This is a genomic window from Xanthobacter tagetidis (assembly GCF_003667445.1).
GTDB lineage: Bacteria > Pseudomonadota > Alphaproteobacteria > Rhizobiales > Xanthobacteraceae > Xanthobacter > Xanthobacter tagetidis.
This window is the reverse complement of sequence record NZ_RCTF01000009.1, coordinates 146,809-173,294: the sequence shown is the minus strand read 5'-3', so window position 1 is coordinate 173,294 and position 26,486 is coordinate 146,809. Positions and strand designations below refer to the sequence as shown.

26 protein-coding genes and 1 tRNA gene are annotated in these 26,486 nt (G+C 69.6%); 11 read left to right on the top strand and 16 right to left on the bottom strand.

Annotation, left to right across the window (positions count from 1 at the left end):
• Positions 1-30 precede the first annotated feature (30 nt).
• The gene (locus D9R14_RS12825; protein WP_121623724.1) at positions 31-1,335 is read right to left on the bottom strand and encodes a hypothetical protein; all 1,305 of its coding nucleotides are present in this window, start codon (positions 1,333-1,335) and stop codon (positions 31-33) included.
• A 345-nt stretch (positions 1,336-1,680) separates the two neighbouring features.
• Between D9R14_RS12825 and D9R14_RS22920 the strand changes: the two genes are divergently transcribed.
• On the top strand, positions 1,681-2,112 hold the full coding sequence (locus D9R14_RS22920) for a hypothetical protein (protein ID WP_147453024.1): 432 nt from the start codon (positions 1,681-1,683) through the stop codon (positions 2,110-2,112).
• A 135-nt stretch (positions 2,113-2,247) separates the two neighbouring features.
• Here D9R14_RS22920 and D9R14_RS12820 read toward each other — a convergent pair.
• A tRNA-Lys gene (locus tag D9R14_RS12820) sits at positions 2,248-2,323 on the bottom strand.
• Between the two features lie 161 nt (positions 2,324-2,484).
• On the opposite strand from D9R14_RS12820, the gene D9R14_RS12815 reads away from it, so the two are divergent.
• Entirely contained in the window at positions 2,485-3,501 is a 1,017-nt protein-coding gene (locus D9R14_RS12815) for an LLM class flavin-dependent oxidoreductase (protein WP_121623723.1), read from the top strand.
• Positions 3,502-3,581: 80 nt separating this feature from the next.
• On the opposite strand, the gene D9R14_RS12810 is transcribed toward D9R14_RS12815, so the two are convergent.
• Positions 3,582-4,403 (bottom strand): GntR family transcriptional regulator, encoded by an 822-nt coding sequence (locus tag D9R14_RS12810; protein ID WP_121623722.1) that lies wholly within the window; start codon positions 4,401-4,403, stop codon positions 3,582-3,584.
• Positions 4,404-4,503: 100 nt separating this feature from the next.
• Here D9R14_RS12810 and D9R14_RS23125 point away from each other — a divergent pair, with 100 nt between their 5' ends.
• Genes D9R14_RS23125 through D9R14_RS12800 form a run of 3 tightly spaced genes read left to right on the top strand, consistent with a single transcriptional unit; the run spans position 4,504 to position 6,681 of the window.
• Positions 4,504-4,671 (top strand): hypothetical protein, encoded by a 168-nt coding sequence (locus tag D9R14_RS23125; protein WP_170168600.1) that lies wholly within the window; start codon positions 4,504-4,506, stop codon positions 4,669-4,671.
• Positions 4,672-4,710: 39 nt separating this feature from the next.
• Entirely contained in the window at positions 4,711-5,775 is a 1,065-nt protein-coding gene (locus tag D9R14_RS12805; protein ID WP_121623721.1) for a YeiH family protein, read from the top strand.
• A 12-nt stretch (positions 5,776-5,787) separates the two neighbouring features.
• Positions 5,788-6,681: a LysR substrate-binding domain-containing protein gene (locus tag D9R14_RS12800; protein WP_121623720.1), complete on the top strand. Its 894-nt coding sequence runs from the start codon at positions 5,788-5,790 to the stop codon at positions 6,679-6,681.
• Positions 6,682-6,690: 9 nt separating this feature from the next.
• On the opposite strand, the gene D9R14_RS12795 is transcribed toward D9R14_RS12800, so the two are convergent.
• Both D9R14_RS12795 and D9R14_RS12790 read right to left on the bottom strand, forming a co-directional pair.
• The gene (locus D9R14_RS12795) at positions 6,691-7,362 is read right to left on the bottom strand and encodes an NrsF family protein (protein ID WP_121623719.1); all 672 of its coding nucleotides are present in this window, start codon (positions 7,360-7,362) and stop codon (positions 6,691-6,693) included.
• Between the two features lie 4 nt (positions 7,363-7,366).
• Positions 7,367-7,909 (bottom strand): sigma-70 family RNA polymerase sigma factor, encoded by a 543-nt coding sequence (locus D9R14_RS12790; protein ID WP_121623718.1) that lies wholly within the window; start codon positions 7,907-7,909, stop codon positions 7,367-7,369.
• A gap of 199 nt (positions 7,910-8,108) precedes the next feature.
• Between D9R14_RS12790 and D9R14_RS12785 the strand changes: the two genes are divergently transcribed.
• The 4 genes from D9R14_RS12785 to D9R14_RS12770 are packed head-to-tail and all read left to right on the top strand — an operon-like array spanning position 8,109 to position 10,535.
• Positions 8,109-8,387: a BufA1 family periplasmic bufferin-type metallophore gene (locus tag D9R14_RS12785; RefSeq protein WP_121623717.1), complete on the top strand. Its 279-nt coding sequence runs from the start codon at positions 8,109-8,111 to the stop codon at positions 8,385-8,387.
• 53 nt (positions 8,388-8,440) lie between these two features.
• Positions 8,441-9,292, top strand: a complete 852-nt coding sequence (gene bufB, locus D9R14_RS12780; protein ID WP_121623716.1) for an MNIO family bufferin maturase — start codon at positions 8,441-8,443, stop codon at positions 9,290-9,292.
• Between the two features lie 8 nt (positions 9,293-9,300).
• Entirely contained in the window at positions 9,301-10,062 is a 762-nt protein-coding gene (locus tag D9R14_RS12775; protein ID WP_121623715.1) for an HvfC/BufC N-terminal domain-containing protein, read from the top strand.
• Positions 10,059-10,535, top strand: coding sequence for a DoxX family protein (locus D9R14_RS12770; protein WP_121623714.1), 477 nt, complete (start codon positions 10,059-10,061; stop codon positions 10,533-10,535). The genes D9R14_RS12775 and D9R14_RS12770 overlap by 4 nt, the downstream gene beginning before the upstream one ends.
• Positions 10,536-10,544: 9 nt before the next feature.
• Here the strand turns inward: D9R14_RS12770 and D9R14_RS12765 are convergent, their stop codons facing one another.
• Complete coding sequence (locus D9R14_RS12765) at positions 10,545-11,348, bottom strand: histidine phosphatase family protein (RefSeq protein ID WP_147453023.1); 804 nt, start codon at positions 11,346-11,348, stop codon at positions 10,545-10,547.
• A gap of 175 nt (positions 11,349-11,523) precedes the next feature.
• Here D9R14_RS12765 and D9R14_RS12760 point away from each other — a divergent pair, with 175 nt between their 5' ends.
• The gene (locus D9R14_RS12760) at positions 11,524-11,883 is read left to right on the top strand and encodes a hypothetical protein (RefSeq protein ID WP_121623712.1); all 360 of its coding nucleotides are present in this window, start codon (positions 11,524-11,526) and stop codon (positions 11,881-11,883) included.
• A gap of 43 nt (positions 11,884-11,926) precedes the next feature.
• Here D9R14_RS12760 and hflX read toward each other — a convergent pair whose 3' ends face one another.
• The 10 genes from hflX to dusB all read right to left on the bottom strand — a co-directional run bounded on the left by hflX (position 11,927) and on the right by dusB (position 25,132).
• Positions 11,927-13,327, bottom strand: a complete 1,401-nt coding sequence (gene hflX, locus D9R14_RS12755; RefSeq protein WP_121623767.1) for a GTPase HflX — start codon at positions 13,325-13,327, stop codon at positions 11,927-11,929.
• 106 nt (positions 13,328-13,433) lie between these two features.
• Positions 13,434-13,688, bottom strand: coding sequence for an RNA chaperone Hfq (hfq, locus tag D9R14_RS12750; protein WP_121623711.1), 255 nt, complete (start codon positions 13,686-13,688; stop codon positions 13,434-13,436).
• A 150-nt stretch (positions 13,689-13,838) separates the two neighbouring features.
• Positions 13,839-14,696 (bottom strand): D-amino-acid transaminase, encoded by an 858-nt coding sequence (locus D9R14_RS12745; protein WP_121623710.1) that lies wholly within the window; start codon positions 14,694-14,696, stop codon positions 13,839-13,841.
• Positions 14,697-14,705: 9 nt separating this feature from the next.
• Complete coding sequence (locus tag D9R14_RS12740; protein ID WP_121623709.1) at positions 14,706-16,121, bottom strand: TrkH family potassium uptake protein; 1,416 nt, start codon at positions 16,119-16,121, stop codon at positions 14,706-14,708.
• Between the two features lie 12 nt (positions 16,122-16,133).
• Complete coding sequence (gene trkA / locus D9R14_RS12735; RefSeq protein ID WP_121623708.1) at positions 16,134-17,510, bottom strand: Trk system potassium transporter TrkA; 1,377 nt, start codon at positions 17,508-17,510, stop codon at positions 16,134-16,136.
• 138 nt (positions 17,511-17,648) lie between these two features.
• Positions 17,649-19,016, bottom strand: a complete 1,368-nt coding sequence (gene ntrX / locus D9R14_RS12730; protein ID WP_121623707.1) for a nitrogen assimilation response regulator NtrX — start codon at positions 19,014-19,016, stop codon at positions 17,649-17,651.
• A 3-nt stretch (positions 19,017-19,019) separates the two neighbouring features.
• The gene (locus D9R14_RS12725; RefSeq protein WP_121623706.1) at positions 19,020-21,260 is read right to left on the bottom strand and encodes a sensor histidine kinase NtrY-like; all 2,241 of its coding nucleotides are present in this window, start codon (positions 21,258-21,260) and stop codon (positions 19,020-19,022) included.
• Positions 21,261-21,490: 230 nt separating this feature from the next.
• Positions 21,491-22,933: a nitrogen regulation protein NR(I) gene (gene ntrC / locus D9R14_RS12720; RefSeq protein WP_121623766.1), complete on the bottom strand. Its 1,443-nt coding sequence runs from the start codon at positions 22,931-22,933 to the stop codon at positions 21,491-21,493.
• 7 nt (positions 22,934-22,940) lie between these two features.
• Entirely contained in the window at positions 22,941-24,068 is a 1,128-nt protein-coding gene (locus tag D9R14_RS12715; protein WP_121623705.1) for a two-component system sensor histidine kinase NtrB, read from the bottom strand.
• Complete coding sequence (gene dusB, locus D9R14_RS12710; protein WP_121623704.1) at positions 24,065-25,132, bottom strand: tRNA dihydrouridine synthase DusB; 1,068 nt, start codon at positions 25,130-25,132, stop codon at positions 24,065-24,067. Before dusB ends, D9R14_RS12715 begins: the two co-directional genes overlap by 4 nt.
• Positions 25,133-25,292: 160 nt before the next feature.
• On the opposite strand from dusB, the gene D9R14_RS12705 reads away from it, so the two are divergent.
• The gene (locus tag D9R14_RS12705; RefSeq protein WP_121623703.1) at positions 25,293-26,483 is read left to right on the top strand and encodes a bifunctional 2-C-methyl-D-erythritol 4-phosphate cytidylyltransferase/2-C-methyl-D-erythritol 2,4-cyclodiphosphate synthase; all 1,191 of its coding nucleotides are present in this window, start codon (positions 25,293-25,295) and stop codon (positions 26,481-26,483) included.
• Positions 26,484-26,486: the final 3 nt, after the last annotated feature.

Genomic DNA, 26,486 nt, shown 5'->3' with positions numbered 1-26,486 from the left:
CGGCTCGTTTGGCGCTGCCTCGACAGGGTTCTAACGTCTGAGATCGTCAAGAGCAGACTGCACACCCGCCACGACGGCTCTGCCGCCCTGCAGCGAAGACTTGATCAGGGTTTGTAGGTGCTTGGTGGTCGCTCCCCGCGTTCCGACATAACCGGACCGCACAAGTTCGACGAACGGCTCGCTTCGCAGGTAGTGCCCGTCGAGGCTGCGATAGCTCAACCGCAGTCCACCCCGCGCTCCTGCAAGCTCTCCCGCTGCCATAAGCTGCTCGAGATGGCCCATGCTGAGCAGAATGCCGGCGCTATTTGCCGCAGCTCGCCGCCGGACGAACTTGAAGAAGAAGGCTCCGGGATGGAGCCTATACGCGCTGTCAGGCTCGAGATCGCGACCAAACCGACGCATCCGGCCCAGCTCGTCCAAAAATTGATGGTCGATGTGCACCGTCCATTCCTGATCGTCGACCACGTCATAGGTGTATGGACCGAATTCAATCCGACGGCGTCCGCGTTCTTCCGGCTCAAGCATCTTGTACTGGACCATCACGAGTGCGCCGCGCGCTTCGTTCAGGTAGATCAGGTCCACGCCAAACAGCTCCTCCAGTGGGCGCTTGTTGGCGGTGAAGACATCGAGCCGCTCGCCCCGCCGCTCGAAAGTGGCCCGGCCGGTCAGATCGCTGTCCGAAAGTCGCCAGCCCGGCATCCAGCGAGCATCGTGCTCAATCACCGCGTCCTCAAGCAGGCGCACAAAGCCCAGCGCCGTATCACCACCCGGTAAACTCACCGCAGCCGCTTCGCTCGATCCGCCGAAGGCCTTGATCGCCAAGGCGACGGCGTCGCCTTGCAGAGCCCTCGCATTGTCAAACCGTCGAGGACGCCGTCGGTAAGCGAGAGTTCGAGCGAGCGCAGGACCGTTCTCCGCCTTCCGCGCCAGCTCGTCTACAATGGCCTCGCCTAGCTTCTCCGAGATTCGATGAAAGCCGGCGCCAGCCGCCTCCAGACGCGCGCGCGGTGTCTTGAGCGCCGCGCGCGCGATGCCGGCGAGCAGCTCCTCGAGCGATACCGGCACTATAGGGGTCAGCCGGTCGAAGACGACCCGCGAGTCGAAGGTGGATGTCGCGTTGATCGAGGTTACCGTTCCCAAACGCAGTTCGGCTTCCGGCGCCGCGACCAGAACGAGGCCCCCGCGCTGCGCTTCCCGCGCAATCTTGTGCGCGAAGTGAAGGGAAAAGTGCTCACCGCGCCGCCTCGTCCCCGAAATAGCGCGCCATTCGGCGTCGGTGAGGCGCAGAAGTGCGAGGCTCGCCTTCTTGAGCTCTTTGAGATCGGCTTCATTCATGCCTGATCTATGCTGTGCCGATGGTCGGGTTCGCAATCCCATGTCGCTCACAATCTCACAGCGCCCGCTGCTACGCCGGGGGAGACAATCGCCCCGCAATGGGCGTCGAAGCATCCGCATCCCGAGAACTGCTTCAAGCCGTAGAGTAGATCGACTTCGGCAGCTGCAATTGCTCCAAGCGCGCTACATCCCTGCGAATGCGCCGCTGTTCGGCCGCGGAAAATGCCGCCCCTCGGCGCCATCGGCCCTCCACGGCAATCAGCACGCCGAGCTTTGCGGAGAGACCGCGAAGAGACGCGGTATCTATCGAAAGAAGCATCGCGATCTCGCGCGCTTCAGCGGCAGATGCCCCGTGTCTTCCTGTCGGGTAACGGAACAGCCGATGGCACGATCTGCGTCGTCCCAGCGCCGTTGATGCGCGCGCATTGCGGCAGCGACGTCGTCGCGCCGCATGCAAAGCGATGGCACATCGGCTGCAAGCTCATCGAACTGTCAGGCCACCACGCGTTCCAGTCGTTTCTCCGGGGCTTCGGAGCGCCGAAGTGCGGCCTCCGTGGCATACCCAGCTGGATGAGCGAGTGCGGATTCAATACCTTCCCAGGGGACGACATGGTACCGCCAGACCCAACCTCAGATGATGGATCGGAAGCGGTCTACGATGGAATCTACCTTCAAGCGGAGCCGGAGAACTGGCAGGCTCGTTTCCGAAGGCGAACGCCGATCCTTCTGGCGGGCGAACACCAGATCGTCGGAACCATGATCGAGTTGGGCGCCTGACTGGGTCGCCGCTTCTGCATTGATGGGTTCGGGAGCGTGCGGGGATGATTTGTGACCCCCACGTGACCCGGTAAACGGAAAATGTCGCGACCCCTTGAATTCATTTATTTAATCATTTGATTTTTATGGGAGTTTTGGTGAGCCCGTCGGGATTCGAACCCGAGACCCCATGATTAAAAGTCACGTGCTCTACCGGCTGAGCTACGGGCTCACTTGGGCAAGCGTGGTTAGGCTGCCGGGAGGGCAGCGTCAAGGCTGGGCGGACGGATCGACGTGCCCTCCCCCATCGCGCCGCCGCAAACGCGCACCATATGATGGGGAAGGTCGCGGCCGGGGGCGGCGCGGCTGTGGACAGATTCCGGAACCCTTCTCATGGCCTCCCTCTCCATTCTCGATCTGGTGCGCATCACCCAGGACACCGACGCGCGCGGCGCGCTGCTCAACGCGCGCGACCTCGCCGCCCATGCGGAGCAATGGGGCTACACCCGCTTCTGGGTGGCCGAGCACCACAACATGGCGGGCATCGCCAGCGCCGCGACGGCGGTGGTGGTCGGCCATATCGCCGCCGGAACCCGCACCATCCGCGTGGGCGCCGGCGGGATCATGCTGCCGAACCATTCGCCGCTGGTGATCGCCGAGCAGTTCGGCACCCTGGAACGGCTGTTCCCCGGCCGCATCGACCTCGGGCTCGGCCGGGCGCCGGGAACCGACGGCGAGACCCTGCGCGCCCTGCGGCGTACCTATGAGGCCGCCGACGCCTTTCCCCAGGACGTGCTGGAGCTGCAGGCCTATCTCTCTCCGGAGGCCGCCGACCGGCGCATCCAGGCGGTGCCGGCTGCGGGGACGCAGGTGCCGCTCTGGATCCTCGGTTCGAGCACCTACGGGGCGCAGCTGGCGGCGATCCTCGGCCTGCCCTACGCCTTCGCCTCGCACTTCGCACCCGACCAGCTCCTGGACGCGCTCGCGGTCTATCGGGAGCGCTTCCAGCCCTCGGCCGTGCTCTCCCGGCCCTATGCCATGGCGGGCCTCAACGTGATTGCGGCGGAAACCGACGAGAAGGCGCGCCGCCTCGCCACCACCCAGCAGATGAGCGCGGCGGACCAGTTCCGCGGCGCGCGCGGCCTGAGCAAGCCGCCCATCGACGACATCGAGACCTATTGGACGCCCATGGAGAAGATCCAGGCCCGGCGCAAGCTCGCGCGCTCGGTGGTGGGCGGCCCGGAGACGGTGCGCGCCGGCATCTCGGCATTCATCGCGGAGACCGGCGTCGACGAGGTGATGATCGTCTCGGATGTCTACGACCATGCCGAGCGGCTGCGCTCGTTCGAGATCATCGGCTCGCTGGGGCTGAATTCGGGTGCGGCGGAAGCCGCCCTCGCCGCAGGCTGAGCGGCGGCTGCCGGAACTGTATTTTGCATGCAGTTTGGAGCGGATCGGTGCCCCGTCCCGCATGCAGTCGGCGCATGCGGTCAGCCGGCGCCCGGCCGGGAGGCACGCTTGGCGCGCCGCGGCGTGGCGTCGGGCGCTGCCGCAGGCCGCCCCGCCGCCGCCGGCTGGACCGCGGCCATGGCCGGCGGGCTGCGGCCCTCCCCCGCATAGGGGGCGAGGATGTCCATGATGTCGCGGCCGCGCGGCTTGGCGTGCTGCACGAGCGCCCGGTTGGCCACCGATTCGAGGTGGTCGTGCATCAAGCTCATCACCCGCGCCTCGTCGCCGTCGACCAATGCGTCGATCAGCGCTCGGTGCTCGCTCACCGCGCATTCCGAGGAATGGGGGCGGCTGAACAGCGACAGGGTCAGGCAGCAGCGATAGGCGATCTCGCTCACATAGCGGATGAGGATCGGGCTCTGTGTCATCTCTGCCAGGAGGATATGAAATTCGGTGGCGAGGCGGATGGAGACCGAATCTGGGCCGCCGTGCGCCGCCTTCTCCGCCGCCACATGCGCGTTCAGGCGCGCCACCTGATCCCTGGTGAGCCGGCCGGCGAGCTGGCGGACCACGAGCCGCTCCAGCTCGATGCGGATGTCGAAGGCATCGCGTGCCTCGCGCCAGGACGGGGTCGCCACCACCGCGATGCGGTTGCGGCGCAGCTCCACCAGTCCTTCCGCCGCGAGCTGCCCCAGCGCATGCCGGGCGATGGTGCGGCTGACGCCGAAGCGCTCGCCCAGCGCGTCCTCGGGCAGCTTTGTGCCGGGCTCCAGCGCCTGCTCGATGATGGCGCGGCGCAGCGCCCGGCAGATCGTTCCCACCCGGTCGGATGGACCCTCCGCCCCGCCGTTCTCGCGCGCCATCAAAGCCACCTCGCCTGCGACCGCCGAGAGCGGCCTGTCCTCGACCGCTTCAAGCCATAACGCGGCGATGCCGGCTCATCAACGGACGGATGGCGCCTGAATGAACCGCATTCTGAATGCAGTTCTGCACGCGGCACGCATGCGCACGCGCCACGCTGTCCGGCGCATGGATTGCCTCGTGCCGACGCCGGACGTGCACGGCGGCTGCGATCGCGATCAATCGATAATCATGATTGTTTTTAGAAAAACAACTCGATTGATTGATTGATTCGCTGCGGCGATGGTCCGGCCCCAAGGAGCACCGACCATGGCCGAAACGACCCTCATCCCCGCCAGCCCGCGCAAGAAGCTGTCCCTCGACCGGCTCGGCCGGCGCGACGGCACGAACATCGTCCCCGGCCTTCTGCTGGGCATCGCCATAGCCGGCGCGGCCTATCTCGCGCGGCTTCTGCCGGGCCTGTCTGCGCTGAGCCCGCTCGTCATCGCCATCGTCATCGGCATGGCGTTTCACAACCTCGTCGGCACGCCCCCTGCCGCGAAGGCGGGAGTGAAGTTCTGCCTGCGCCGCATCCTGCGCTTCGCCATCGTTCTGCTGGGGCTCCAGCTCACCTTCGCGCAGGTCCGCATGGTGGGGGCGACCGGCTTCGCCATCATCGCCGCGACGCTGTTCGCCACCTTCTTCGCGACCCGCTGGATGGGCCGGCTGATGGGCGTCGAGGCGAAGCTCGCGGAGCTGATCGCCGCCGGCACCTCCATCTGCGGCGCCTCGGCGGTGATCGCAACCAATACGGTGACGCGGGCCGCTGACGAGGATGTCGCCTATGCGGTGGCCTGCGTCACCGTATTCGGCTCGCTCTCCATGCTGCTGGCGCCCGTGCTTCTGCCGCTGACCGGATTCGACGCCCACGCCTATGGCCTGTGGACCGGCGCCTCCATCCACGAGGTGGCGCAGGTGGTGGCCGCCGCATTCCAGGGCGGCCAGCCGGCCGGCGAGTTCGGCACCGTGGCGAAGCTGTCGCGCGTGATGCTGCTCGGCCCGCTGGTGATCGGCCTCGGCCTCGCCGCCTTGCGCCAGGCGCGCCGGGACGGCGGCGCGGCCAATTCGGCCAGCGTGCCTTTGCCCTGGTTCGTGTTCGGCTTCATCGCCATGGTGCTGGTGAACAGCGCCGGCCTCGTGCCGGACGAGGCGCGGCCCGCCATCGTCACCACCACCACTTTCCTTCTGGCGGTGGCGCTCGGCGCCATGGGGCTGGAGACCGATGTGGCCAAGCTGCGCCTGAAGGGCCTGCGCCCGCTTGCGCTCGGCGCGGCGGCGTGGCTTTTCATCTCGGCTGTGAGCTTTATCCTCATCGCGGCTTTCTTCACGGGGTGATCCCAAGCGGTGATGACGCTGGAGCAATTGCGGGTCTTCGCGACCGTCGCCGACCTGCTGCACATGACCCGTGCCGCCCAGCGCCTCCACATGACGCAGTCGGCCGTGTCCGCCTCGGTGGCGGCGCTGGAGGCGACCTGCGGCGTGCCGCTGTTCCACCGGGTCGGGCGGCGCATCGAGCTGACCGCCGCGGGGCGCGCCTTCCTGCCGGAGGCGCGCGCCATCCTCGACCGGGTAACGGTGGCGGAAACCGTGCTCGCCGACGTCTCGGGCCTGCGGCGCGGACGGCTGCGGCTCCACGCCAGCCAGACCATCGCCAATTACTGGCTCGGCCCCCTGCTCCACCGCTTCCATGCGCTCTATCCCGAGATCGCGCTCGAAGTGGCCATCGGCAACAGCACGCAAGTGACGGCGGCCGTCACCGAGGGCGAGGCCGACCTTGGCTTCGTCGAGGGCGCGGTCGATGCGCTGCTGCTCGCCAAGATCGCCGTGCCCGGCGACCGGCTGGTGATGGTGGTGGCGCGCGACCACCCGTTCGGCCACGGCCAGGTGCGGGCACAGTACATTCTCGACGTGCCGTTCGTGCTGCGCGAGGAGGGCTCGGGCACGCGGCAGGTGTTCGAGGAGGGGCTCGCGGCCCACGGCATCGATCCGGCGCTGCTGAAGGTGGCGCTGAAGCTGCCGTCGAACGAGGCGGTCATCAGCGCGGTGGCGGCCGGCGCGGGGGCGACCGTGATCTCGGAACTCGCCGCCGCGGCGGGCCTCGCGGCCGGGGCGCTCAGGCAGATCCCCCTCACCTTCCCCCAACGGCGATTCTACGTCCTGCGTCATGCGGACCGCTACCAGTCGAAGGCCGAGCAGGCGCTGCTGGCCTTGGTACGCGGCGGCGCCAAGCCCGGCGCCTGATGCGGCGCGCTACCAGCGCAGCACGCGGCTGCCGATCAGCGCACCGAGCGCGCCCATTATCGCCACCACCAGCGAATACCAGACGGCCACGAACAGCGGGGAATCGTCCGGGCAGTGCGCGGCATAGAAGAAGGTGCCGATGCCGCCCGCGGCGAGCCCCGCCGCCAGGCCGGCCCGCCAGGGCACGGCGGGGGCGCCGCGCCGCAAAGCGAGCAGCAGCAGTCCCAGCGGACCGAGCGAGATCAGCGGGCCATAGGTCAGGCACACCAGCCAGTTGCTGCCCACCATCCGCGCACTCCAGGCCGGCTCGGGCACCGCAAGCAGCTCCAGCGCCACCGCCCCCGCGATGAGGAGAGCGGGAACGGCGAGCCACGCCGCCGCACCGGCGACGCGCGCGCCCGGCCGGCTCATGGCGAGCGCGAGGTGGGCCGCCGCCACGGCAAGCGCCGCCGTAACCGCGAACTTGAAGACGAAGCGTGCCGAGGACAGGAAGGCGGCGGCAGCATCGCCCCGCATGCCGAGCGCCCATTGCATGACGCCCGCAGCCACCAGCACGGCCGCGCCGAGCGCCAGCAGCAGGCTGGCGCGCAGCGAGGGGCCGCGCGGAGCGGCGTCGGCGGCGATGAGCGCGATCAGCGCCTCGGTGTCCGCGCGCTCGCGCTCGGCGGAAACAGGTGTCATGGCTTCAACCTCCGTGGGCCGCGGCGAGGCGCTTCAGCGCCCGGTGCAGAGCCACCCGCACCGCCCCCTCGCTCATGGCGAGCCGGGCACCGGTTTCCTTCACACTCGCCCCCGACAGGCACACCGCCTCCACCACGTCGCGCTCGCGGCCGTTGAGGCTGGCGACCATGCGGCCGGCATCGCGGCTTGAGAGCGCCTCCGGCTCGGCCTCGGCTTCGGCATCGGCCAGGAAATCTTCCAGGCCGTCGATCGGCACCTCGGCGCGCCGGCCCGAGCGACGCAGGACATCCACCGCCTTGTGCCGGGCGATGGCCCAGATCCAGGGCGCGAGAGGCGTCGCCGGGTCCCAGGTCTGGCGCTTGAGGTGGAGCGCCAGCAGCGTCTCCTGAACCACGTCCTCCGCATCGCCCGCATCCCGCCCCGCGGCGAGCAGAATCCGGCGCGCGAACGCCCTGAGCGCGGGGGCAAGTGCGCTCAGCAGTTCGCGATAGGCGGCACCGTCCCCGTCGAGGGCGGACCGCATAAGCATCGTCCAGGTCTCGTTCATGGAGCCTTGAGTCTACGTCTGACGTCTTCGCGCGACGGGGCGCCTTCGTTACGCGCCTCACGAAGATTCCGCACCTGATCACGGCCTCGTGACCGGCGCCTCACACGAACGCGTGAGCGGCGTAACGACGCGCCGGCGATCGGCGAACTCCCCGTCATGGCCGCCCCCTCGGTCGGCCGATCCGCAACGGAGACCAGCCATGAAGACCGCCCTCGACCTCGCCGTTCTCGGTGCCCTCGCCGTCGCGCTCGGCGCCGCCACGCCGGCGTTCGCGCAGGACGCCAATGCCGGCAAGGAGAAGTGCTTCGGCGTCGCCCTCAAGGGCCAGAACGACTGCGCCGCCGGCCCCGGCACCACCTGCGCCGGCACCTCCAAGGTGGACTATCAGGGCAACGCCTGGAAGCTCGTGCCCAAGGGCACCTGCATGACCATGAAGACGCCGTCCGGCATGGGCTCGCTCATGCCCATCAAGTCCTGACGCACGCGGCGGGGGCGCCGCGGCGCTCCCGCCCCTCGCTTTCGGAGGGAATGATGACCAGGACGTCCCTGCCGGCCGGCGCCGGCGTCGGCTTCAAGCCGCAGCATTTCGCCGAGATCGCCGCGGCGCGGCAGCCGCTCGCCTTTTTCGAGGTGCATGCGGAGAATTATATGGGCGCCGGCGGGCTGCCCCACGCCCAGCTTGCGGCCCTGCGCGCGGACTATGCGCTCTCGGTCCACGGCGTCGGGCTCGGCATCGGCGGTCTCGCGCCGCTCGATACGGAGCACCTCGCGCGGGTCAAGGCGGTGTGCGACCGGTACCAGCCGGAGAGCTTCTCCGAGCATCTCGCCTGGGCGACCCATGACGGGGTCTATCTCAACGACCTTCTGCCCTTGCCCTACACCGAGGCGCGCCTCGCGGTGGTGGCGCAGCACGTGGCCGAGGTTCAGGAGGCGCTCGGCCGGCGGCTTCTGCTGGAGAACCCGGCCACCTACGTGACCTTTGCCGAGAGCACGATCCCCGAGGCCGAATTCCTGAACGAGATCGCCCGCCGCACCGGCTGCGGCCTGCTGCTGGACGTGAACAACGTGTTCGTCTCGGCCGTGAACCACGGCACCGACGCGACGGCCTATCTCGATGCCTTTCCGCTCCACCTCGTGGGCGAAATCCATCTCGGCGGCCACGCTGAAGCCGAGGACGGCGCGCAAACGCCTCTGCTGATCGACGATCACGGTGCGCCGGTGGCGGACCCGGTGTGGGCGCTGTTCGCCGAGGTCATCCGGCGCATCGGGCCGGTGCCGAGCCTCGTCGAGTGGGACAATGACGTGCCTGCATGGCCGGTGCTGCGCGCCGAGGCGGAGCGCGCCGGGCGCCTTCTCGATTCTGCCCGCCGCATCGCGGCATGAGGCGCGCCATGGCGACCCCTGTCCTCCCCGCGCCGGCCGACGCCGCCTTCGCTGCCGCCTGCCTCGACGCCGGGCAGCCGGTGCCCGGCTTCATCCGCTGCCCCGCAGGCGAGCGGCCGGAACGGCGCTTTTCGGTCTACCGCAACAATGTGGTGGCCTCGCTGATCGGCGCGCTCGAAGCGAAGTATCCGGCCGTCGCGGCTATCGTCGGCGACGAATTCTTCCGCGCCACGGCGCGCCTGTTCATTGCCGCCCATCCGCCGCGCGGGCCGGTGATGGCACGCTTCGGCGGCCCCTTCGCTGATTTCCTCGCCGGCTTTCCGCCGGCCGCCGGGCTGCCCTATCTGCCGGATGTGGCACGCCTTGAGGCTCTGGTGCTGGAGGCCTTCCACGCCGCCGACGCACTGCCGCTGGCCCACGACCATCTGCCGGCGCTGGCATCGGGAGCGATCGCGCTACGGCGCCATCCGGCGGCGTTCCTGCTGCGCTCGCAATGGCCGGTTCTGACGCTGTGGCGCATGAACACCGGCCACGTGGAACTGGCCGCGGTGGAAGACTGGAGCGGCCAGGAGATCCTCGTCGCCCGGCCGGGTTTGGAGGTGTCCGCGGTGCTGCTGCCGCCGGGCGCCGCCGCTTTCCTCGAAACGCTGGAGGTCGGCCCTGCTGCCGCCGCGGCGGCCGCGCTGGACGTGCCCGGTGCCGACCTTTCCCTCATCCTCGCGGCGCTGGCACAGGCCGGCGCCTTCTGCGCCCCGGAGGTCCAGCCATGACCGACCATGCCATCGCCGATCGTCCGGCACTCCATTTGCTGTGCCGGCTGCGCCGCCTCGTCCTTCTGGGCGAACATATCCCCTATGCCGTCCTCGGCCTCGCCGCGCGGGTGTTCCCCGCGGCGGTGTTCTGGCAGTCGGGCCAGACCAAGCTCGATGCGAACTGGCGCGTTTCCGAGAATGCGGTCTACCTGTTCCAGGAAGAATACCGCCTGCCGCTGATCGACCCGGCGATCGGGGCGCACCTGGCGGCGGCCGCCGAGCACGTCTTTCCTGCTCTGCTGGTGCTGGGCCTCGCCAGCCGGCTTTCGGCCTTGGCGCTGCTCGGCATGACGGCGGTGATCCAGCTGTTCGTCTATCCCGACGCCTGGCCGACGCACGGCACCTGGGCCGCGCTGTTCCTGCTGGTGGTGGCGCGCGGGCCCGGGGCGATCTCGCTCGATCACCTCATCGGGCGTTGGGCCGGCCGCTGAGCCGGCGGCTCACTGCGTGCCGCCGGCCTTCCTGTCCGCCTTCTTTTTCGGCTTGGGCATCTGGCACTTGCTGGCGGGCGTCAGTCCGTTGGGGGCCCCCCAGTCGTTCTGCGGCACGCCGGCGAAGGCGCCGCTGAACACCTGCTTCTCCATCCGGAATGAAGCCGGCGCCTTGGTCGCCGGGTCGAAGTCGATGATCCAGAAATAGTCGTAGGTCTCGTCCGGCCAGTTGGCCGGGGCGTCCTTGAACTTCGCGAGGCCGAGGAGGTCGTAGAGCGTCACCGGCACAGGACCAGGCATCTTGCCCGCCTTGGCGGGGGGCACGACCTTGGCGATGTGGTCATGCTCCCACGCGACCACCACCGTCGACCCGTCCCAGCGCGGGTCGTTGAGCAGGTCCTGCGCCGCCTTGCGCGTCTGAACGTTGAGCTGCTCCCGGAAGTCGGCAGGCGAGCCCTCGGGCAGCACCGAATAGGTGATGACCGGCTGCCCCCACGAGGTCGCCGCCGGGGTGATGAGCTCAAGCGTGTGGAGCGTGATGGCGAAGAACGCCTTGGGCGTCTCGCCCGGGCGGAACAGGCTGTCGGCGGCGCCCTTGCCCAGATGCTGCGCCTTCAGCGCCTGGGAGCGCTGGACGCCCACCGGGCACAGCTTCCAGGCATTCTGCTTCTCGCCGTGGCGCAGCAGGATGATGCGGGCAGGCGCCGCGGCGGCAGCCCCGGCGGCCAGCGTCGCCAGCAGGCCGATGGCGAACGCAGCGACCAGCCCCAATGCGGCGCCGCGGCGCCTTAGGCCAAAACTGTTCCGCCCCATGTCTGTGCTCCTGCCCGACCCGATTCACATGCCCGGCGCAAGCTTAGCGGGTCCGGGGGCGGCGCCATAGGCCGCGCACGATCGCGCGGCGGGGCCTTCACACCTTCGCGCGAACGTGCTTCTAAGGCGTCAGATGCCGCGCGGCGCGCCGCGGCGGCCTGGCCGGGACACCGCAATGATCGACCTTCGCTTGCCCTTGGGATTTGGACCCGGCCAGAACCGGGTGTGGCCGCTGGTGGGCGCGCTGGCCGCCGCCCTCGCCACCCAGGTGGCGGTGGAGGCGTGGGCCCAGTCCTCGCGCCCGCAGGTCACCATCACGCCGCGGGTGATCCAGCTCCCGGTGATCCCCCAGGGCAATTATCTCGATCCCGGCCCGGGTCCGGCCATTCGCCCGGACGTGAGCATCGGCAAGGGCGAGAACAACGACTACGTGTTCCCGCCGGATCTGTCCGGCGGCTATGGCTCCGGCCCGCCCGGCGACCCGACCAATAACGGCCAGTGGAGCCCGCTCGACGGCGACACGCCGAGCTTCTGAGCGGGCCCAGCGACGGCGGGACGCTCCCGCCGCTGCCGCGCCGCTAAATTTCCTTGACGCGCTTCGCGCCGAACTTGCGCGCAACCAGCCGCACCCGCTCCGGCGCGATGCGCAGGCTGACATGGACCGCCCCGTCGGCATCGGCGGAGCGCTCCATCACCTCGCCGTGGCGGTAGAGCCAGCCGAGCCCCTCCCCGTCCTCGGCGGCGAGCGTGACGGCGAGCGTCACCCGACCGGCGGTGATGCGGCGCTCCATCAGACCGAGCAGGTGGTCGGTTCCTTCGCCGGTCAGAGCGGAGACCGCCACCGGCCCGTCGAGCCCGTCGGCGCGGCGGCACTGGTTCTCCACCGCCTCGCGCTCCTCGCCGGAGAGGAGGTCGATCTTGTTCCAGACCTCCACCACCCGGCCGCCGGGAGTTGCCTCGACGCCGAGGTCGGCGAGCACGTCCTCGACATCCTGGCCCTGGGCGTCGGTGTCGGGATGGGAGATGTCGCGCACGTGCAGGATCAGGTCCGCCTCCAGCACCTCTTCCAGCGTGGCGCGGAAGGCGGCGACGAGCTGGGTCGGCAGCTCCGAGATGAAGCCCACCGTGTCGGACAGGATGATGCGCGTGCCGTGCGGCAGGTCCACCGCGCGCAGCGTCGGGTCGAGGGTGGCGAACAGCAGGTCCTGCGCCATCACCTCGGCCCGGGTGAGCCGGTTGAACAGAGTGGACTTGCCGGCATTGGTGTAGCCCACCAGCGCCACCACGGGATAAGGCACCCGCTTGCGGCTCGCCCGGTGCAGGCCGCGCGTGCGCTTGACCTGCTCCAGCTCCTTCTCGATGCGGATGATGCGATCGCCGATCAGCCGGCGGTCCGCCTCGATCTGGGTCTCGCCCGGCCCGCCGAGGAAGCCGAAGCCGCCGCGCTGGCGCTCCAGATGGGTCCAGGAGCGCACCAGACGCGAGCGCTGGTAGTTGAGGTGGGCCAGCTCCACCTGCAGCGCGCCCTCTTTGGTGCGGGCGCGCTCGCCGAAGATTTCGAGAATCAATGCCGTGCGGTCTACCACCTTGGCGGACCAGGCCTTTTCCAGGTTGCGCTGCTGCACCGGCGTGAGCGCGGCGTCGAAGAAGACAAGGTCCACCGCCTCCGCCTTCACGATGGCGGCGATCTCCTCCACCTTGCCGGTGCCGAGATAGGTGGCGGGCCGGATTTCCGACAGCGGCACGAGGCCGGCATAGACCACGTCGAGGCTGATGGCGGCCGCAAGGCCGACCGCCTCGTCGAGGCGCGCCTGCGGGCTGCGGCGCTCGCCGGCGCCGCGCGTCGCGCGCTTGGAAAGGATCGGCGAGATCACGGCGCAGCGGGTCGGCGGCTGGAGCCGGTCGACGCTGCCGCGCGACGACGCGGGGCCTGCGGCGTCCTTCTTCTCGCGGAGGTCCGGATGGCCTTCGAGAGGCATGGGGTCGGCTTCGGCCGCCTCGCCGGAGGCTTTCGCGCTCCGTTTGGCGGTCCCGGCTCCGTCCCCCTGCTTCATCCCCCCTTTGGCGCTGCGGCGCTCCACGGGATCAGGCCTTCTCCCCGGCTTCGTCGGTGGGATCGAACAGCTGCACCGGATGGCCCGGCATGATGGTGGAGATGGCGTGCTTGTAGACCAGCTGGGAGTGGCCATCGCGCCGCAGCAGCACGCAGAAATTGTCAAACCAGGTGACAACCCCCTGCAGCTTCACGCCGTTGACGAGGAAGATGGTCAAAGGGGTCTTGTTCTTGCGGACGTGGTTGAGGAAGGTGTCTTGGAGGTTCTGTTGCCGTTCCGCCGCCATTTTAATATCCGTTCTTTTTAGGGCGTTGAGCCCTCGCCGCCGAGCGTCCGAGCCCGATGCGGCGAGAGAGTTGTAGGCCTAGAATGGCACAGTGCTGCGGCGGCGCAATATATTTTGCCGTGCAGCATTGTGATGCCCACGCCTCAAATATCACGATACCTCTGAAAAATCGTGGAATCGTTGCCGCAGTTCCCGCGCCACGGAACCGGGCTGGCCGTTGGCGATGGTGTGGCCGTCGATTTCGACCACCGGCATCACCAGCGTCGAGGCGGCGGTGATGAACGCTTCGCGCGCGGCATAGGCCTCCTGCGGGGTGAAGGCGCGCTCCACGACCACAAGCCCGAGCGCCTTAGCCGCCTCCATCACCACGGCGCGGGTGATTCCCTTCAGGATGCCGCTTTCCGCCGGGCGGGTGACGATCTGCCCGTCGCCGGTGACGATCCAGGCATTGGTGGATGAACCCTCGGTGACGTGGCCTTCCGCGTCCACGAACCAGGCCTCGCGGGCGCCTGCCTCCTTCGCCTGCTGCTTGGCGAGCACATTGGGCAGGAGGCCCACGGTCTTGATGTCCACCCGCGGCCAGCGGTTCTCCGGCACGCAGATCACGTGCACGCCCACCGTGGCGAGCCGCTCCTGGGCCGCCATGTCGGCGCGGCGGGCGGTGACGACGAGGCTCGGCGCCGTGCCGGGCGCCGGGAAGGCGTGGTCGCGCCGGGCGACGCCGCGCGTCGCCTGCAGATAGACGATGCCGTTCTTCACCCCATTGCGCGCCACCACCTCGCGCAGCACCGCCATGAGCGCGGCCCGGCCCATGGGCATGGCGATGCGCAACTCGGACAAGGAGCGCTCCAGGCGGTCCAGATGCCGACGCGCATCCACCAGATGCCCGCCGCGCACCTCGCACACCTCGTAGACTCCGTCGGAGAACTGGTAGCCGCGATCCTCCACATGGACGCTGGCGGTGCGGTGCGGGACGTAGCGGCCGTTCACGTAGGCGATGCGGGACATGGGGTCTGCTCAGGTGCGCCAGAAGAGAAGATGGACCACGACGGCGAGGCCGATGATCTCCAGCCGCCCGGCGATCATGGCAATGCCGGCCGCGACGACGGAGCCTGCGGGCAGGCTGGCGATCACCGGCCAGCCCTTGCCGGCGGCGTCATAGACCGGGCCGGTGTTGCTCACCAGGGCTGCGGCGGCGGCGAGGGCGGCCTCGAAGCTGGGCAGGCCCGGGCTGATCGCCAGCAGCACCGCCGCGAACAGGATGAAGAAGGCGGCGGCCCCCACCCACACGCCCCGCATGGCCGAGCCCATGCCGCCCTCGCCGAACGAGGCCGGCTGAACCAGGCTGGGATAGACGAGACGCATCAGGTCGCCGCGGGTGCGCAGCAGCATGGCGCGCAGCCGCAGCATCTTTAGCCCGCCCGCCACCGAGAACGCGCCGCCGCCGAGCAGTGCAACGAAGATCACCAGGGCGAAGGGCAGGCTCTCATAAGTGCCGTCGCGCGCGCCGATGCCGCTGGTCGAGATCAGCGCGGCGGCGGAGAACAGCCCGTCGCGTACCGCCGCCAGCGCGTCCATGTCGACGGCGCGGAACAGGATGGCGCCGAACACCACGCCGAGCACGATCCAGTAGGCCAGGATGACCAGGCTCTCGGGCTGGTCGGGCGCGGCATTCACGCGGCGCGAGACCAAGGCGCGGTGCCAGCGCACGCTGGTGGCGCTCCAGAGCAGGAACGGCAGCAGCATCCACTTCACCTCGGGGTCGAGGGCCAGCGCGAGGTGCGCCTCCGGCGGCAGATGGGCGCCGGCCGAGGCGATGGCGGTGGCGAGGGTGAAGGAGACGTAGAGCCCTTCGCCGTCGAACAGCAGCAGAAGCATCACGGCGAGCGTGCCGCCGAGATAGAGCGGCAACGTCTCCGAAGCGATCAGGCGCAGGTCCGCCACATCCACCGCGCCGCCGCCCCGCACGGTGCGGTCGGGCAGGCCGCCGAGCCCGGCCGGAGCGAGGATGGCCAGCGCCGAGACGATGGTGAGGAAGCCGCCCGCCCATTGCAGCAGCCCAAACCAGACAAAAAGCGAGACCGGCCCGTGCTTGAGCGCCGTGATGCCGGTGGCGGTGAGCGCGGATGTCGCCTCCAGCCAGGCCGCGAGCGGCGGCAGGCCGGAGGCGATGGCGATGGCCGGCGTCGCCGCCAGCGGCAGCACGATCCACAGCGCCACCAGCCCGCCCAGCCCCTGGGCGTGGCGCAGGCGGACGACGAGGCCCTGCGTGGAGAATCGCAGCGCACCGGCGATGAAGATGCAGAACACGCTGGTGGCGAGGAAGGCCGGCGCCTGGCCGGTGCCCATCCGCGCCGCCACGGCGGCCGGGACCAGCGCCATGACGCCGATGGCGAACAGGGCCCCTGCGAGCGCGCGGGCAGCATCCATCATGGCGCGCCGGGCTCAGAAGAATTCGAGCGCGACGCGGAACAGCTGTTCCACGCGCTTGATGCGCTCCGCGAGCGCGAACAGCACCACCCGGTCATGGGCTCGCACCACGAAGTCGCCCGTGGGCAGCATCACCTGGCCGTTGCGCACGATGGCGCCGATGCGCAGCCCGTCGAGCAGGCCGAGGTCGCGCAGCGGCTTGCCCACCAGCGGCGAGGTCTCCAGCGCTTCCGCCTCGATGATCTCGCCCGCCCCGTCGAGCAGCGCGTGCACGCCGCGGATGCGGCCGCGCCGCACGTGCTGCAGCACCTTCGAGACGGTGATCTGGCGCGGGTTCACATGGGCATCGATGCCGAGGCCGCGGGCGAACGAGGCGAAGCCCTGCTCGTTGAGCAGCGCCAGGATGCGGCGCGCCCCGATCTGCTTGGAGAGCTGGCAGGAGAGGATGTTGATGCGGTCGTCATTGGTGAGGGCGATCATGGTGTCGGCCTCCCCCACCCCCGCCTCGTCGAGGATCGACCGGTCGAGCGCGTCGCCGCTCAGCACCACCGAGCGGGTGAGCACCTCCGCGATGGCCTGGGCGCGCTCGCGCGAGGCCTCGATCACCTTCACCCGCGCCGCCTGGTTGCGCTTCTCCAGCTCGCTGGCGACGTAGAGGCCGATATTGCCGCCGCCGGCGATGACGATGCGCTGGCCGGGGATCTCGTCGTGGCCGAAGATGGAGAGGGTGCGCTGCACCTGGTCCGCCTGGGCGACGAAATAGGCGATGTCGCCGGTGGCCAGCTGGTCGGTGGAGCGCGGCACCACCGTCTTCCCGTTCCGGTTCACCGCCACGACCGTGGCCTGGAGATCGGGGAACAGATCGGTGAGCTGGTTCAGCGGCGTGTCCACCACCGGACATTCCTCGCCGCAATGGACGCCCGCCACCACCACCGCCCCGTCGGCGAACGTCACGGTGTCGATGGCGCCCGGCAGCGACAGCCGGCGCAGCACCATCTCGCCCACCTCGATCTCGGGCGAGATGACCACGTCGATGGGGAGCTGATCGCGCGCGAACATGTTGCGCCATTCGGGGGCGAGGTAGGACTGGGCGCGGATGCGCGCCACCTTGGTGGGCACGTTGAACAGCGCGTGCGCCACCTGGCACGCGATCATGTTGACCTCGTCGTGGAGCGTCACGGCGATGATCATGTCGGCGTGGTCGATGCCCGCCTTGGCGAGCACGTCCGGGTGCGAGCCCATGCCCACCACGCCGCGCACGTCGAGCTGGTCGGCCACCATCTGGATGCGGCGGGGGTTCGTGTCGATGATGGACACGTCATTCTGCTCGCCGGCGAGCTGCTCGGCGATGCCGAACCCCACCTGGCCCGCTCCGCAGATCACGACCTTCATCGCCCCACCCTTCCCCGCCGCTTCGCCCTCGGCATCATCGCCGCGCCGCGCGCGATCCGGCCCCCGGTCGCGCGCAGGTTATGCGCCCCTACGGCGGAAAACGAGCCCCCGCTTGTTCCCCATTTTCGCAGGGGCAGATCAGCCGACGCCCAAGGCCTTCAGCTTGCGGTGCAGCGCCGAGCGCTCCATGCCGACGAACTCGGCGGTGCGCGAGATATTGCCGCCGAAGCGGTTGATCTGGGCGGCCAGATATTCCCGCTCGAACACCTCCCGTGCCTCCCGCAGCGGCAGGCCCATGAGGTGCTCGCCGCCATTGCCGTTGGGCAGGCTCGGCACCAGCGCGCCCACGTCCGGCGGCAGCATGGAGGCGGTGATGGTGGCCTCCGGGTCGCCGCCGGCCAGAATCAGCAGCCGCTCCACATTGTTGCGCAGCTGGCGCACGTTGCCCGGCCAGTCGTGGGACTGGAGCACCGCCATGGCGTCCTCGCCGATGGGCCGGCGCGGCAGGCCGGTGGTCTGCGAGATGGAATCGACGAAGAATTCCACCAGGTCCGGGATGTCCTCGCGCCGCTCGGCAAGCGGGGCCACGCGGATCGGCACCACCGAAAGCCGATGGTAGAGGTCCTCGCGGAAGCGGCCCCTGGAGATCTCCTCCTCCAGATTGCGGGCGGTGGACGAGATGATGCGCACGTCCACGCTCACCTTCTCGGCCGAACCGACCCGGGAGAAGGTCTGCTCCACCAGCACCCGCAGCACCCGGTTCTGGGTCTCGCGCGGCATGTCGGCGATCTCGTCGAGGAACAGCGTGCCGCCGTGCGCCTCCTCCAGCGCGCCGCGCAGGCGCTCGCGGCCCTCGCCCTCCTCGACCCCGAACAGCTCGAACTCCAGACGCTCCGGGGTGATGGCGGCGGAGTTCAGCACCACGAACGGGCCGTTGGCGCGCGACGACGCCGCGTGGATCATCCGGGCGGTCAGCTCCTTGCCGGAGCCTGACGGCCCGACGATGAGGATGCGCGAATTGGTCGGCCCCACCCGCTCGATGGTGGCCTTCAGCTGCTGCACCGAGGACGAGCGGCCCACCATGGCGCGACCGTGCGGCGTGAGCTGCTTCAGCTCCTTCAATTCGCGCCTGAGGCGCAGCGTCTCCAGCGCCCGCTCGGCGACCATCACCAGGCGGTCGGCATTGAACGGCTTCTCGATGAAGTCGTAGGCGCCGCGCTTGATGGCGGCGACCGCGGTCTCGATGTTGCCGTGGCCGGAGATCATCACCACGGGGACGTCCGGGTGCTGGGCCTTGATCTCGTTGAGCAGTTCCAGCCCGTCGAGGCGCGAGCCCTGGAGCCAGATGTCGAGGAAAATCAGGTTCGGCCGCCGGAGCGCGATGGCGGCGAGCGCCGAATCCGCGTCGCGGGCCGTGCGGGCGCCGTAGCCCTCGTCCTCCAGGATGCCGCAGACCAGTTCGCCGATGTCGGCTTCGTCGTCGACGACGAGAATGTCCATCGCCATGGCTCAGGCCCTCCCCGCCGTATCCGCCGCGGGGGCCGGTGCGGGCGCGCCTTCCGGCCGCCCGTCCTGGCGCAGGCGCAGGCGAATCCAGGCGCCCCGTCCGTCCGGGGCGTCGTTCAGCTCGATGCCGCCGCCATGCTCCTCCATGATCTTGCCGACGATGGCGAGGCCGAGGCCCGTGCCTTTCTCGCGGGTGGTCACATAGGGCTCCAGCAGGCGGTTGCGCTTGTCCTGGGGCAGGCCGGTTCCGTTGTCGATCACGTCCATGATGAGGTCGTCGCCCACCTGTTGCGCCTTGATGCGGATGAGGCCCGGTCCACGCACGTCGCTCGGCACGGCCTCGATGGCCTCGGCGGCGTTCTTGAGGATGTTGGTCAGGGCCTGGGAAATCAGTCTGCGGTCGTACCGCGCCGGAAGGCTTGCCGGCAGATCGGTCTCGAACGTCAGGTCGGGATGGCCGACGCGGGCGAGGAACACGGACTGGCGGATGGTCTCGGTAAGGTCCTGCGCATCCACCACCGGCTTCGGCATGCGGGCGAAGGAGGAGAACTCGTCCACCATCCGGCCGATGTCCCCCACCTGGCGGATGATGGTGTCGGTGCACTGGTCGAACACGTCGCGGTCCTGGGTGATGTGGCGACCGTACTTGCGCTTGAGGCGCTCGGCGGAGAGCTGGATCGGGGTCAGCGGGTTCTTGATCTCGTGGGCGATGCGCCGCGCCACGTCGGCCCAGGCAGAGGTGCGCTGGGCGGCGATCAGCGCGGTGATGTCGTCCAGCGTCACCACCCAGCCGTGGTCGTCCTCCGCCGACTGCTCGGTGGTCACGCGCATGGCGAGCACGCGCTCGCGGCCCTCGCGCTGGACTGTGATGTTGCCCTGGACGATGCGCTGGCTCGCGCTCTCGGCCTCCGCCAGCAGCGCCGCGGTCTCCGGCACCACCTCGGCGAGCTTGCGCCCCAGGGCCTCCGCCTCGGTGAGGCCGAGCAGGCGCTCCGCGGAGCGGTTGACGATGGTGACGCGCTCGTCCGCATCAAGACCGATCACGCCCGCGCCGACGCCAGCCAGCACCGCCTCGGTGAAGCGGCGGCGGCTGTCGATCTGGTCGCGCGCCGTGACGATGGCGTTGCGCTGGGCGCGCAATTCCCCGGTCATCTTGTTGAAGGTCTCGCCGAGCGAGGCGAGGTCGCCCTCGGCCCGGTGCACCGGCACCTGGACGTCGAGATTGCCGCCGGCGACGCGCCCCGCCGCCCACATGAGGCGCCGGATCGGCGCCACCAGCCATTTCGAGAAGTTGATGCCGAGCCAGACCGCCGAAAGCAGGACGATCAGCGTGATGACCGCATACATGGCGGCGAACGCCAGTTGAACGGTGGTGCGCCGCTCTTCCAGCGAGCGATAGTCCGCCAGCGTCTCGCTCGTCACCTTCAGATAGCCGATGACGCGCGGATCGATCGGCCGCGCCACGTAGAGAAACATGTCGCCGAAATTCTGCAGCGGGATCACCCCGCCGACGAAGTCGGCATCCGACGGCAGGTAGATGATGGGCTGGTCGACGGTCGCATCGCCGACGGCGATGTTGGCCGGAACCAGATATTCCTTCTCGGTGCGCAGGTTGGCGCGCTCCACCACCGAGAGGTCGCGGCGGATGATCTGCGCGCCCGGCACGTTGCGCAGCGCCGCCTGGGCGGTGAGGATCTGGCGGAATTTCTCGGGATCGCTGTCGTACAACTCCTTGAGGCGCGAGATGTCATTGGCCATGGCCATCACATCGCCGCGGATCGAGAGCGCGTGCTCGCGGATATAGGTCTGCGCCACCGACCCGGCGGTGGCGACGATCTCCTGGGTGCGGGAGGAGAAGAAGCGGTCGAGGCTGCGGTCCAGCGTCAGGCTCGCCACCACGGCCACGACGATGGTCGGCACCACGGCGATCACCGCGAACAGGGCGACGATGCGCACATGAAGCCGCGACGCCGCGCGGCCCCGCGCCCGAGCCCGGACGATGCCCCACACCTCTAGGCCGATCACAACGGCCAGCGCCAGCACGGCGACGCCGCTCGCGGCCAGCATGCCGACCACCACCTCCGGCGAGGGCACCACCGACGTGAGCCCCATCAGGACGAGGAAGGTGGCCACCGCCGAAGCCAGTGCCAGGCCGACGATCACCGGCGCAGTGAAACGCGCGAGGCCGCGGCGCTTCGGCAGCACGGGCTCGGCCACGTGGTCCTCGACGGGGACGTCAGACATCAGGATGGGTCACCCCAAAAGGCGGCAGCGCAACAGGGATGAGTCGCGGGCCGGGGTGATGCTGTGGAACGACACTGGTGCAAAAATGTGACAGAAACCGCAGTCGCGGCGTCTTTCAGCATGCCGCCCACAAGGCACGCAGGCTGCTCGGTTCGCGCATACCATCATAGGTTGCCGGCCGCAGCCCGACGTGGGGCGCCGACGCGGCGCGGCGTCGGGCGCGGGCGCGCTCACCGGCTGGTGCGGATGACCTGAATGTCGAGGTCGCGGATCTTCTTGCGCAGCGTGTTCCGGTTGAGGCCGAGCAGTTCGGCGGCCTTGATCTGGTTGCCCCGGGTCGCCGCCAGCGCAGCGGACAGAAGCGGATACTCCACGTCCTTCAGGATGCGGTGATAGAGGCCGGGCGGCGGCAGGTCCTCGCCGAAGCCGCCGAAATAGGCGTTGAGGTGGCGCTCCACGGAGGCGGCCAGGGTGGCATCGCCGGGCGCGTCCTCGGACAGAGCGTTCGGGAGCGGCTCCGACAGCTCGGCATCGATGATGGCCGGGGTGATCACCTCCTGCGGATAGAGCGCGGCGAGGCGGCGCACCAAGTTCTCCAGCTCGCGCACGTTGCCGGGCCAGCGATAGCGCTTCAGCCGGTCGAGCGCGGCGGTATCGATCTGCTTGGCCGGCAGGCCCTCGCGCTCGGCCTGGAGAAAGAAGTGGCGCACCAGGTCCGGCACGTCCTCGGAGCGCTCGCGCAAGGGCGGCAGGCGCAGCGGCACCACGTTGAGGCGGAAGAACAGGTCCTCGCGGAACAGGCCCTGCTGGATCAGGGTGCGCAGGTCCTTGTTGGTGGCGGCGATGATGCGCACGTCGGTCTTGATGGGCGTGCGGCCGCCCACCGTCGTATACTCGCCCTGCTGGAGCACGCGCAGGAGGCGGGTCTGCGCCTCCATGGGCATGTCGCCGATCTCGTCCAGGAACAGCGTGCCGCCCTCGGCCTGCTCGAAGCGTCCGGAATTGCGCGTGGTGGCGCCGGTGAACGAGCCCTTCTCATGGCCGAACAGCTCGCTCTCGATCAGATCGCGCGGGATCGCCGCCATGTTGATGGCGACGAACGGCCCGGTGCGGCGCTTGCCGTAGTCGTGCAGCGCGCGCGCCACCAGCTCCTTTCCGGTGCCGCTCTCGCCGGCGATCATCACCGTGAGGTCGGTCTGCATGAGGCGCGCGAGCAGGCGGTAGATCTCCTGCATGGCGGGCGAGCGGCCGACCAGCGGGATGTTGTCCTGCTCCTCGGAGCGCAGCCCGTGGAGGTCGCCCTTCTTGGGTTCGGCGAGCGCGCGGCCGACGATGGAGATCAGCTCCTTCAGGTCGAACGGCTTGGGCAAGTATTCGTAGGCTCCGCGCTCGGAGGCGCGGATGGCGGTCATGAACGTGTTCTGCGCGCTCATGACGATGACCGGCAGTTCCGGCCGCGCCTTCTTGATGCGCGGCAGGAGATCGAAGGCGTTCTCGTCGGGCATCACCACGTCGGTGATGACGAGATCGCCGTCGCCCTGGCTCACCCAGCGCCAGAGGGTCGCGGCATTGCCGCACGAGCGCACTTCATAACCGGCCCGAGACAGGGCCTGGTTGAGCACCGTGCGGATCGCGGCGTCGTCGTCGGCGACCAGGATGCTTCCGGAGGGCATGGACACCTCAGTTGTCCTCGTTTGCTAGGCTCTTGCCGCGATACATGGGCAGGAGCACGCGGAAGGTTGTGCGGCGGGGCTGGCTGTCGCATTCGACGATGCCACCGTGGTCGCCGATGATCTTGGCGACCAAAGCAAGACCGAGGCCACTTCCAGTCGGCTTGGTGGTCACGAACGGGTCGAACAGATGGGGCACGAGGTCGTCGGGCACGCCCTTGCCGTTGTCGCGCACGCAGAACTCCAGCGGCAGGCTGACGCGCGAGTTCGAGCCGGGCACCGTCAGGCGCACGCCGGGCCGGAAGGCGGTGGTGAGATAGATCTCGCCGTCCTGATCGGGATCGATCGCCTCCGCCGCATTCTTCACCAGATTGAGAAAGACCTGGATGAGCTGGTCGCGGTTGGCCAGCACCGGCGGCAGCGAGGGATCGTATTCCTCGTGGAACCGGATATGCCGCGCAAAGCCTGACGACGCCAGGGTCCGCACATGCTCCAGCACGGCGTGGATGTTGACCGGCTCGCGCTCCACGGGGCGCTCGTCGGAGAACACCTCCATGCGGTCCACCAGCTTCACGATCCGGTCCGCCTCGTCGCAGATCAGGCGCGTGAGCGCGCGATCCTCGTCGCCGGCGGACTGCTCCAGCAACTGCGCCGCGCCGCGGATGCCGGAGAGCGGGTTCTTGATTTCGTGCGCCAGCATGGAGGCGAGCGCACTCACGGAGCGGGCGGCGCCGCGATGGGTGAGCTGGCGGTCCATCTTGTCGGCGATGGTGCGCTCCTGGAGCATCACCACCACGTGGTCCGGCCGCTCGGTGACCGGCGCGACGTGGATGTCCACCACCCGCTCGCCGCCGTTGCGCGGCGTGCCGAGGTCGACGCGATATTCGTTCACCGGCGCGCCGCGGGCGCGCACCTGGTCGATCAGGCCGAGCAGCGGCGTGCCGAACGGCACGAACTCCGCGAACGGACGGCGGCGCAGCAAAGGCGCGCTCACCTCGAAGAAGGCTTCCGCCGCCACGTTCGCGTCCACCACGAAGCCGGTGTCGGAGACGGTGAGGACGGGATGGGGAACGGCATCGAGGATGGCCCGGGTCAGGCCCAGTTCCGCCTCGTGCCGGCGCTTGGCCTCGGCCTTCATGCCGCTGCCCTCCGATCGAGTTCGTGATAGGCCGCGCGGATGCCCGCCGCGACCCTCGTGGGATCATCTTCAGTGAGGAGCGGACGCCGCCAGCGGGCGACGAAGTCCGCTCCCTCGGCGGCCCCCTGCCCCGCGGCGGCGAGCGCCCAGCCGATATGCTTGCGCGCCTGCCGGACGCCGAGTTCGGTGCCGTAATGGCTGAGCCAGCCGTCATAGAGTTCCAGCAGCACGTCGCGCTGCTCGCCGACATCCGGGTCCGGCGGCACCGGGCGGCCCGCGAGCGCGCGCGCCGCCTGGCCGGGAAACCAGGGCCGGCCCTGCGCGCCGCGCCCGATCATCACCCCGTCCGCGCCGGAGGCGGCGCGGATGGCGGGGGCGTGTTCGGGCCGCGTCACGTCGCCATTGGCGATGACCGGAATGGCGAGCGCGTCCTTCACGGCGCGGATCGCGCTCCAGTCGGCGCGGCCGTCATAGAACTGGCAGCGCGTGCGGCCGTGGATCGTCACCATGGCGACCCCTTCCGCCTCGGCCGCCTGCGCCAGCGTGACCGCGGTCGGCGCGCCGTCGTCCCAGCCGAGGCGGGTCTTGAGCGTGACCGGGATGCGCACAGCCTTGCGCACCGCCGCGATGATGCGGCGGGCGAGCGGCAGGTCGCGCAGCAGGGCCGCCCCGGCGGCGCCGGTGATGACGCGCTTCGAGGGGCAGCCCATGTTGATGTCGACGATGGCCGCGCCCGCGCTCTCGGCGAGGCGCGCCGCCTCGCCCATCCAGTAGGGGTCGTTGCCGGCCAACTGCACCGCGTGCAGGCCCATGCCGCGTCCTTCCGCCTTGAGCACCATTTCCGGCCGCCCTTCCATGAGCGCGGCGCTCGCCACCATCTCGGATACGGCCAGCCCCGCGCCGTAGCGCACCGCCATGCGGCGGAAAGGGGCGTCCGTGATGCCGGCCATGGGGGCGAGGATCACGCCGTTCGGCAGCTCGTGCGGGCCGATCCGCAACGTGGGGGGTGAAATATTTCGACTCTCTTGCACAGAAATTAGGCCACCATGGTTCTGCCTACACATTAGACAAATGCTGCGCGCGTGCAAGGGGCGTCTGCGAAGTTCCTGCGCAGTGCCCATCACGCAGGCTGACAAGGCTCCGTTCCGCGCTCCGCCGCTTGCCCGCCCCTTGCGCCCGGACCGCGGGCGCGCTTGAAGGTGAGGCTGAACAGGATGAAGCCTCATGCATTGCGTTGCACTCGTGGTCGCCGCCGGTCGGGGCACCCGGGCCGGAGGGGCGCTGCCCAAGCAATATCAACGTATCGGCGGCGAATGCGTGCTGCGTCGCACGCTGCGTCTGTTTGCGTCGCACCCGGACGTTTCGGCCGTGCTTACGGTTATCCATAGCGACGATTCGGACCTCTTTAGGGAGGCCGCGGAGGGCTTGCCCAAAATTCTTGCACCGGTTGCGGGGGGTGACACGCGACAGGCATCCGTCCGGGCCGGACTGGCAGCGCTTGACTTTGCGGCACACGAAATCGTGCTCGTCCATGACGCTGCCCGTCCGTTCGCGAGCGATGCGCTGATCGCCCGGGCGGTCGCCGCGGCGCGGGCCTCCGGCGCGGCCGTCCCTGTGGTGCCGGTCACGGACACCATCAAGCAGGTGGATGCCGAGGGGCAGGTGGTGGCCACCCTGCCCCGGTCCGCCTTGCGGGCGGTGCAGACGCCGCAGGCGTTCCGCCTCGCCGATCTCGCGGCGGCCCATGCCGCCGCCGCCACGGCCGGCGTCGACGACCTGACCGACGACGCCGCCGTCCTGGAATGGGCCGGCCGGCCCGTCTTCACCTTCGAGGGAGAGGCTAGCAACGTGAAGCTCACTTCAGCCGCCGACATCGCCGAGGCGGACGCCGCCCTGTCCCGCGCCGGCGGAGGCCTCTGCGCCCTCGCCGACGTGCGCACCGGCACCGGCTTCGACGTCCATGCCTTCGGGCCGGGCGACCATGTGATGCTGGGCGGCGTCGCCATCGCGCATCCGTTCGGCCTCGCCGGGCATTCGGATGCCGATGTGGGCCTGCACGCGCTCACCGACGCGGTGCTTGGCGCCATCTGCGACGGCGACATCGGCACCCATTTCCCGCCCTCCGATCCCAAGTGGAAGGGCGCGGCCTCCGACCAGTTCCTCGCCCACGCGGTGGAGAAGGTAGCGGCGCTGGGCGGGCGCATCGCCCATCTCGACCTCACGCTGATCTGCGAGGCGCCCAAGGTCGGTCCGCACCGGCCGGCGATCCGCACCGCCATCGCCCGCATCACCGGCGTGCCCGAAAGCCGGATCAGCGTGAAGGCCACCACCACAGAGCAGCTCGGCTTCACCGGCCGGCGCGAGGGCATCGCCGCCATGGCGAGCGCCACCGTGCGGCTGCCGCTGGCGGAGTAGGCC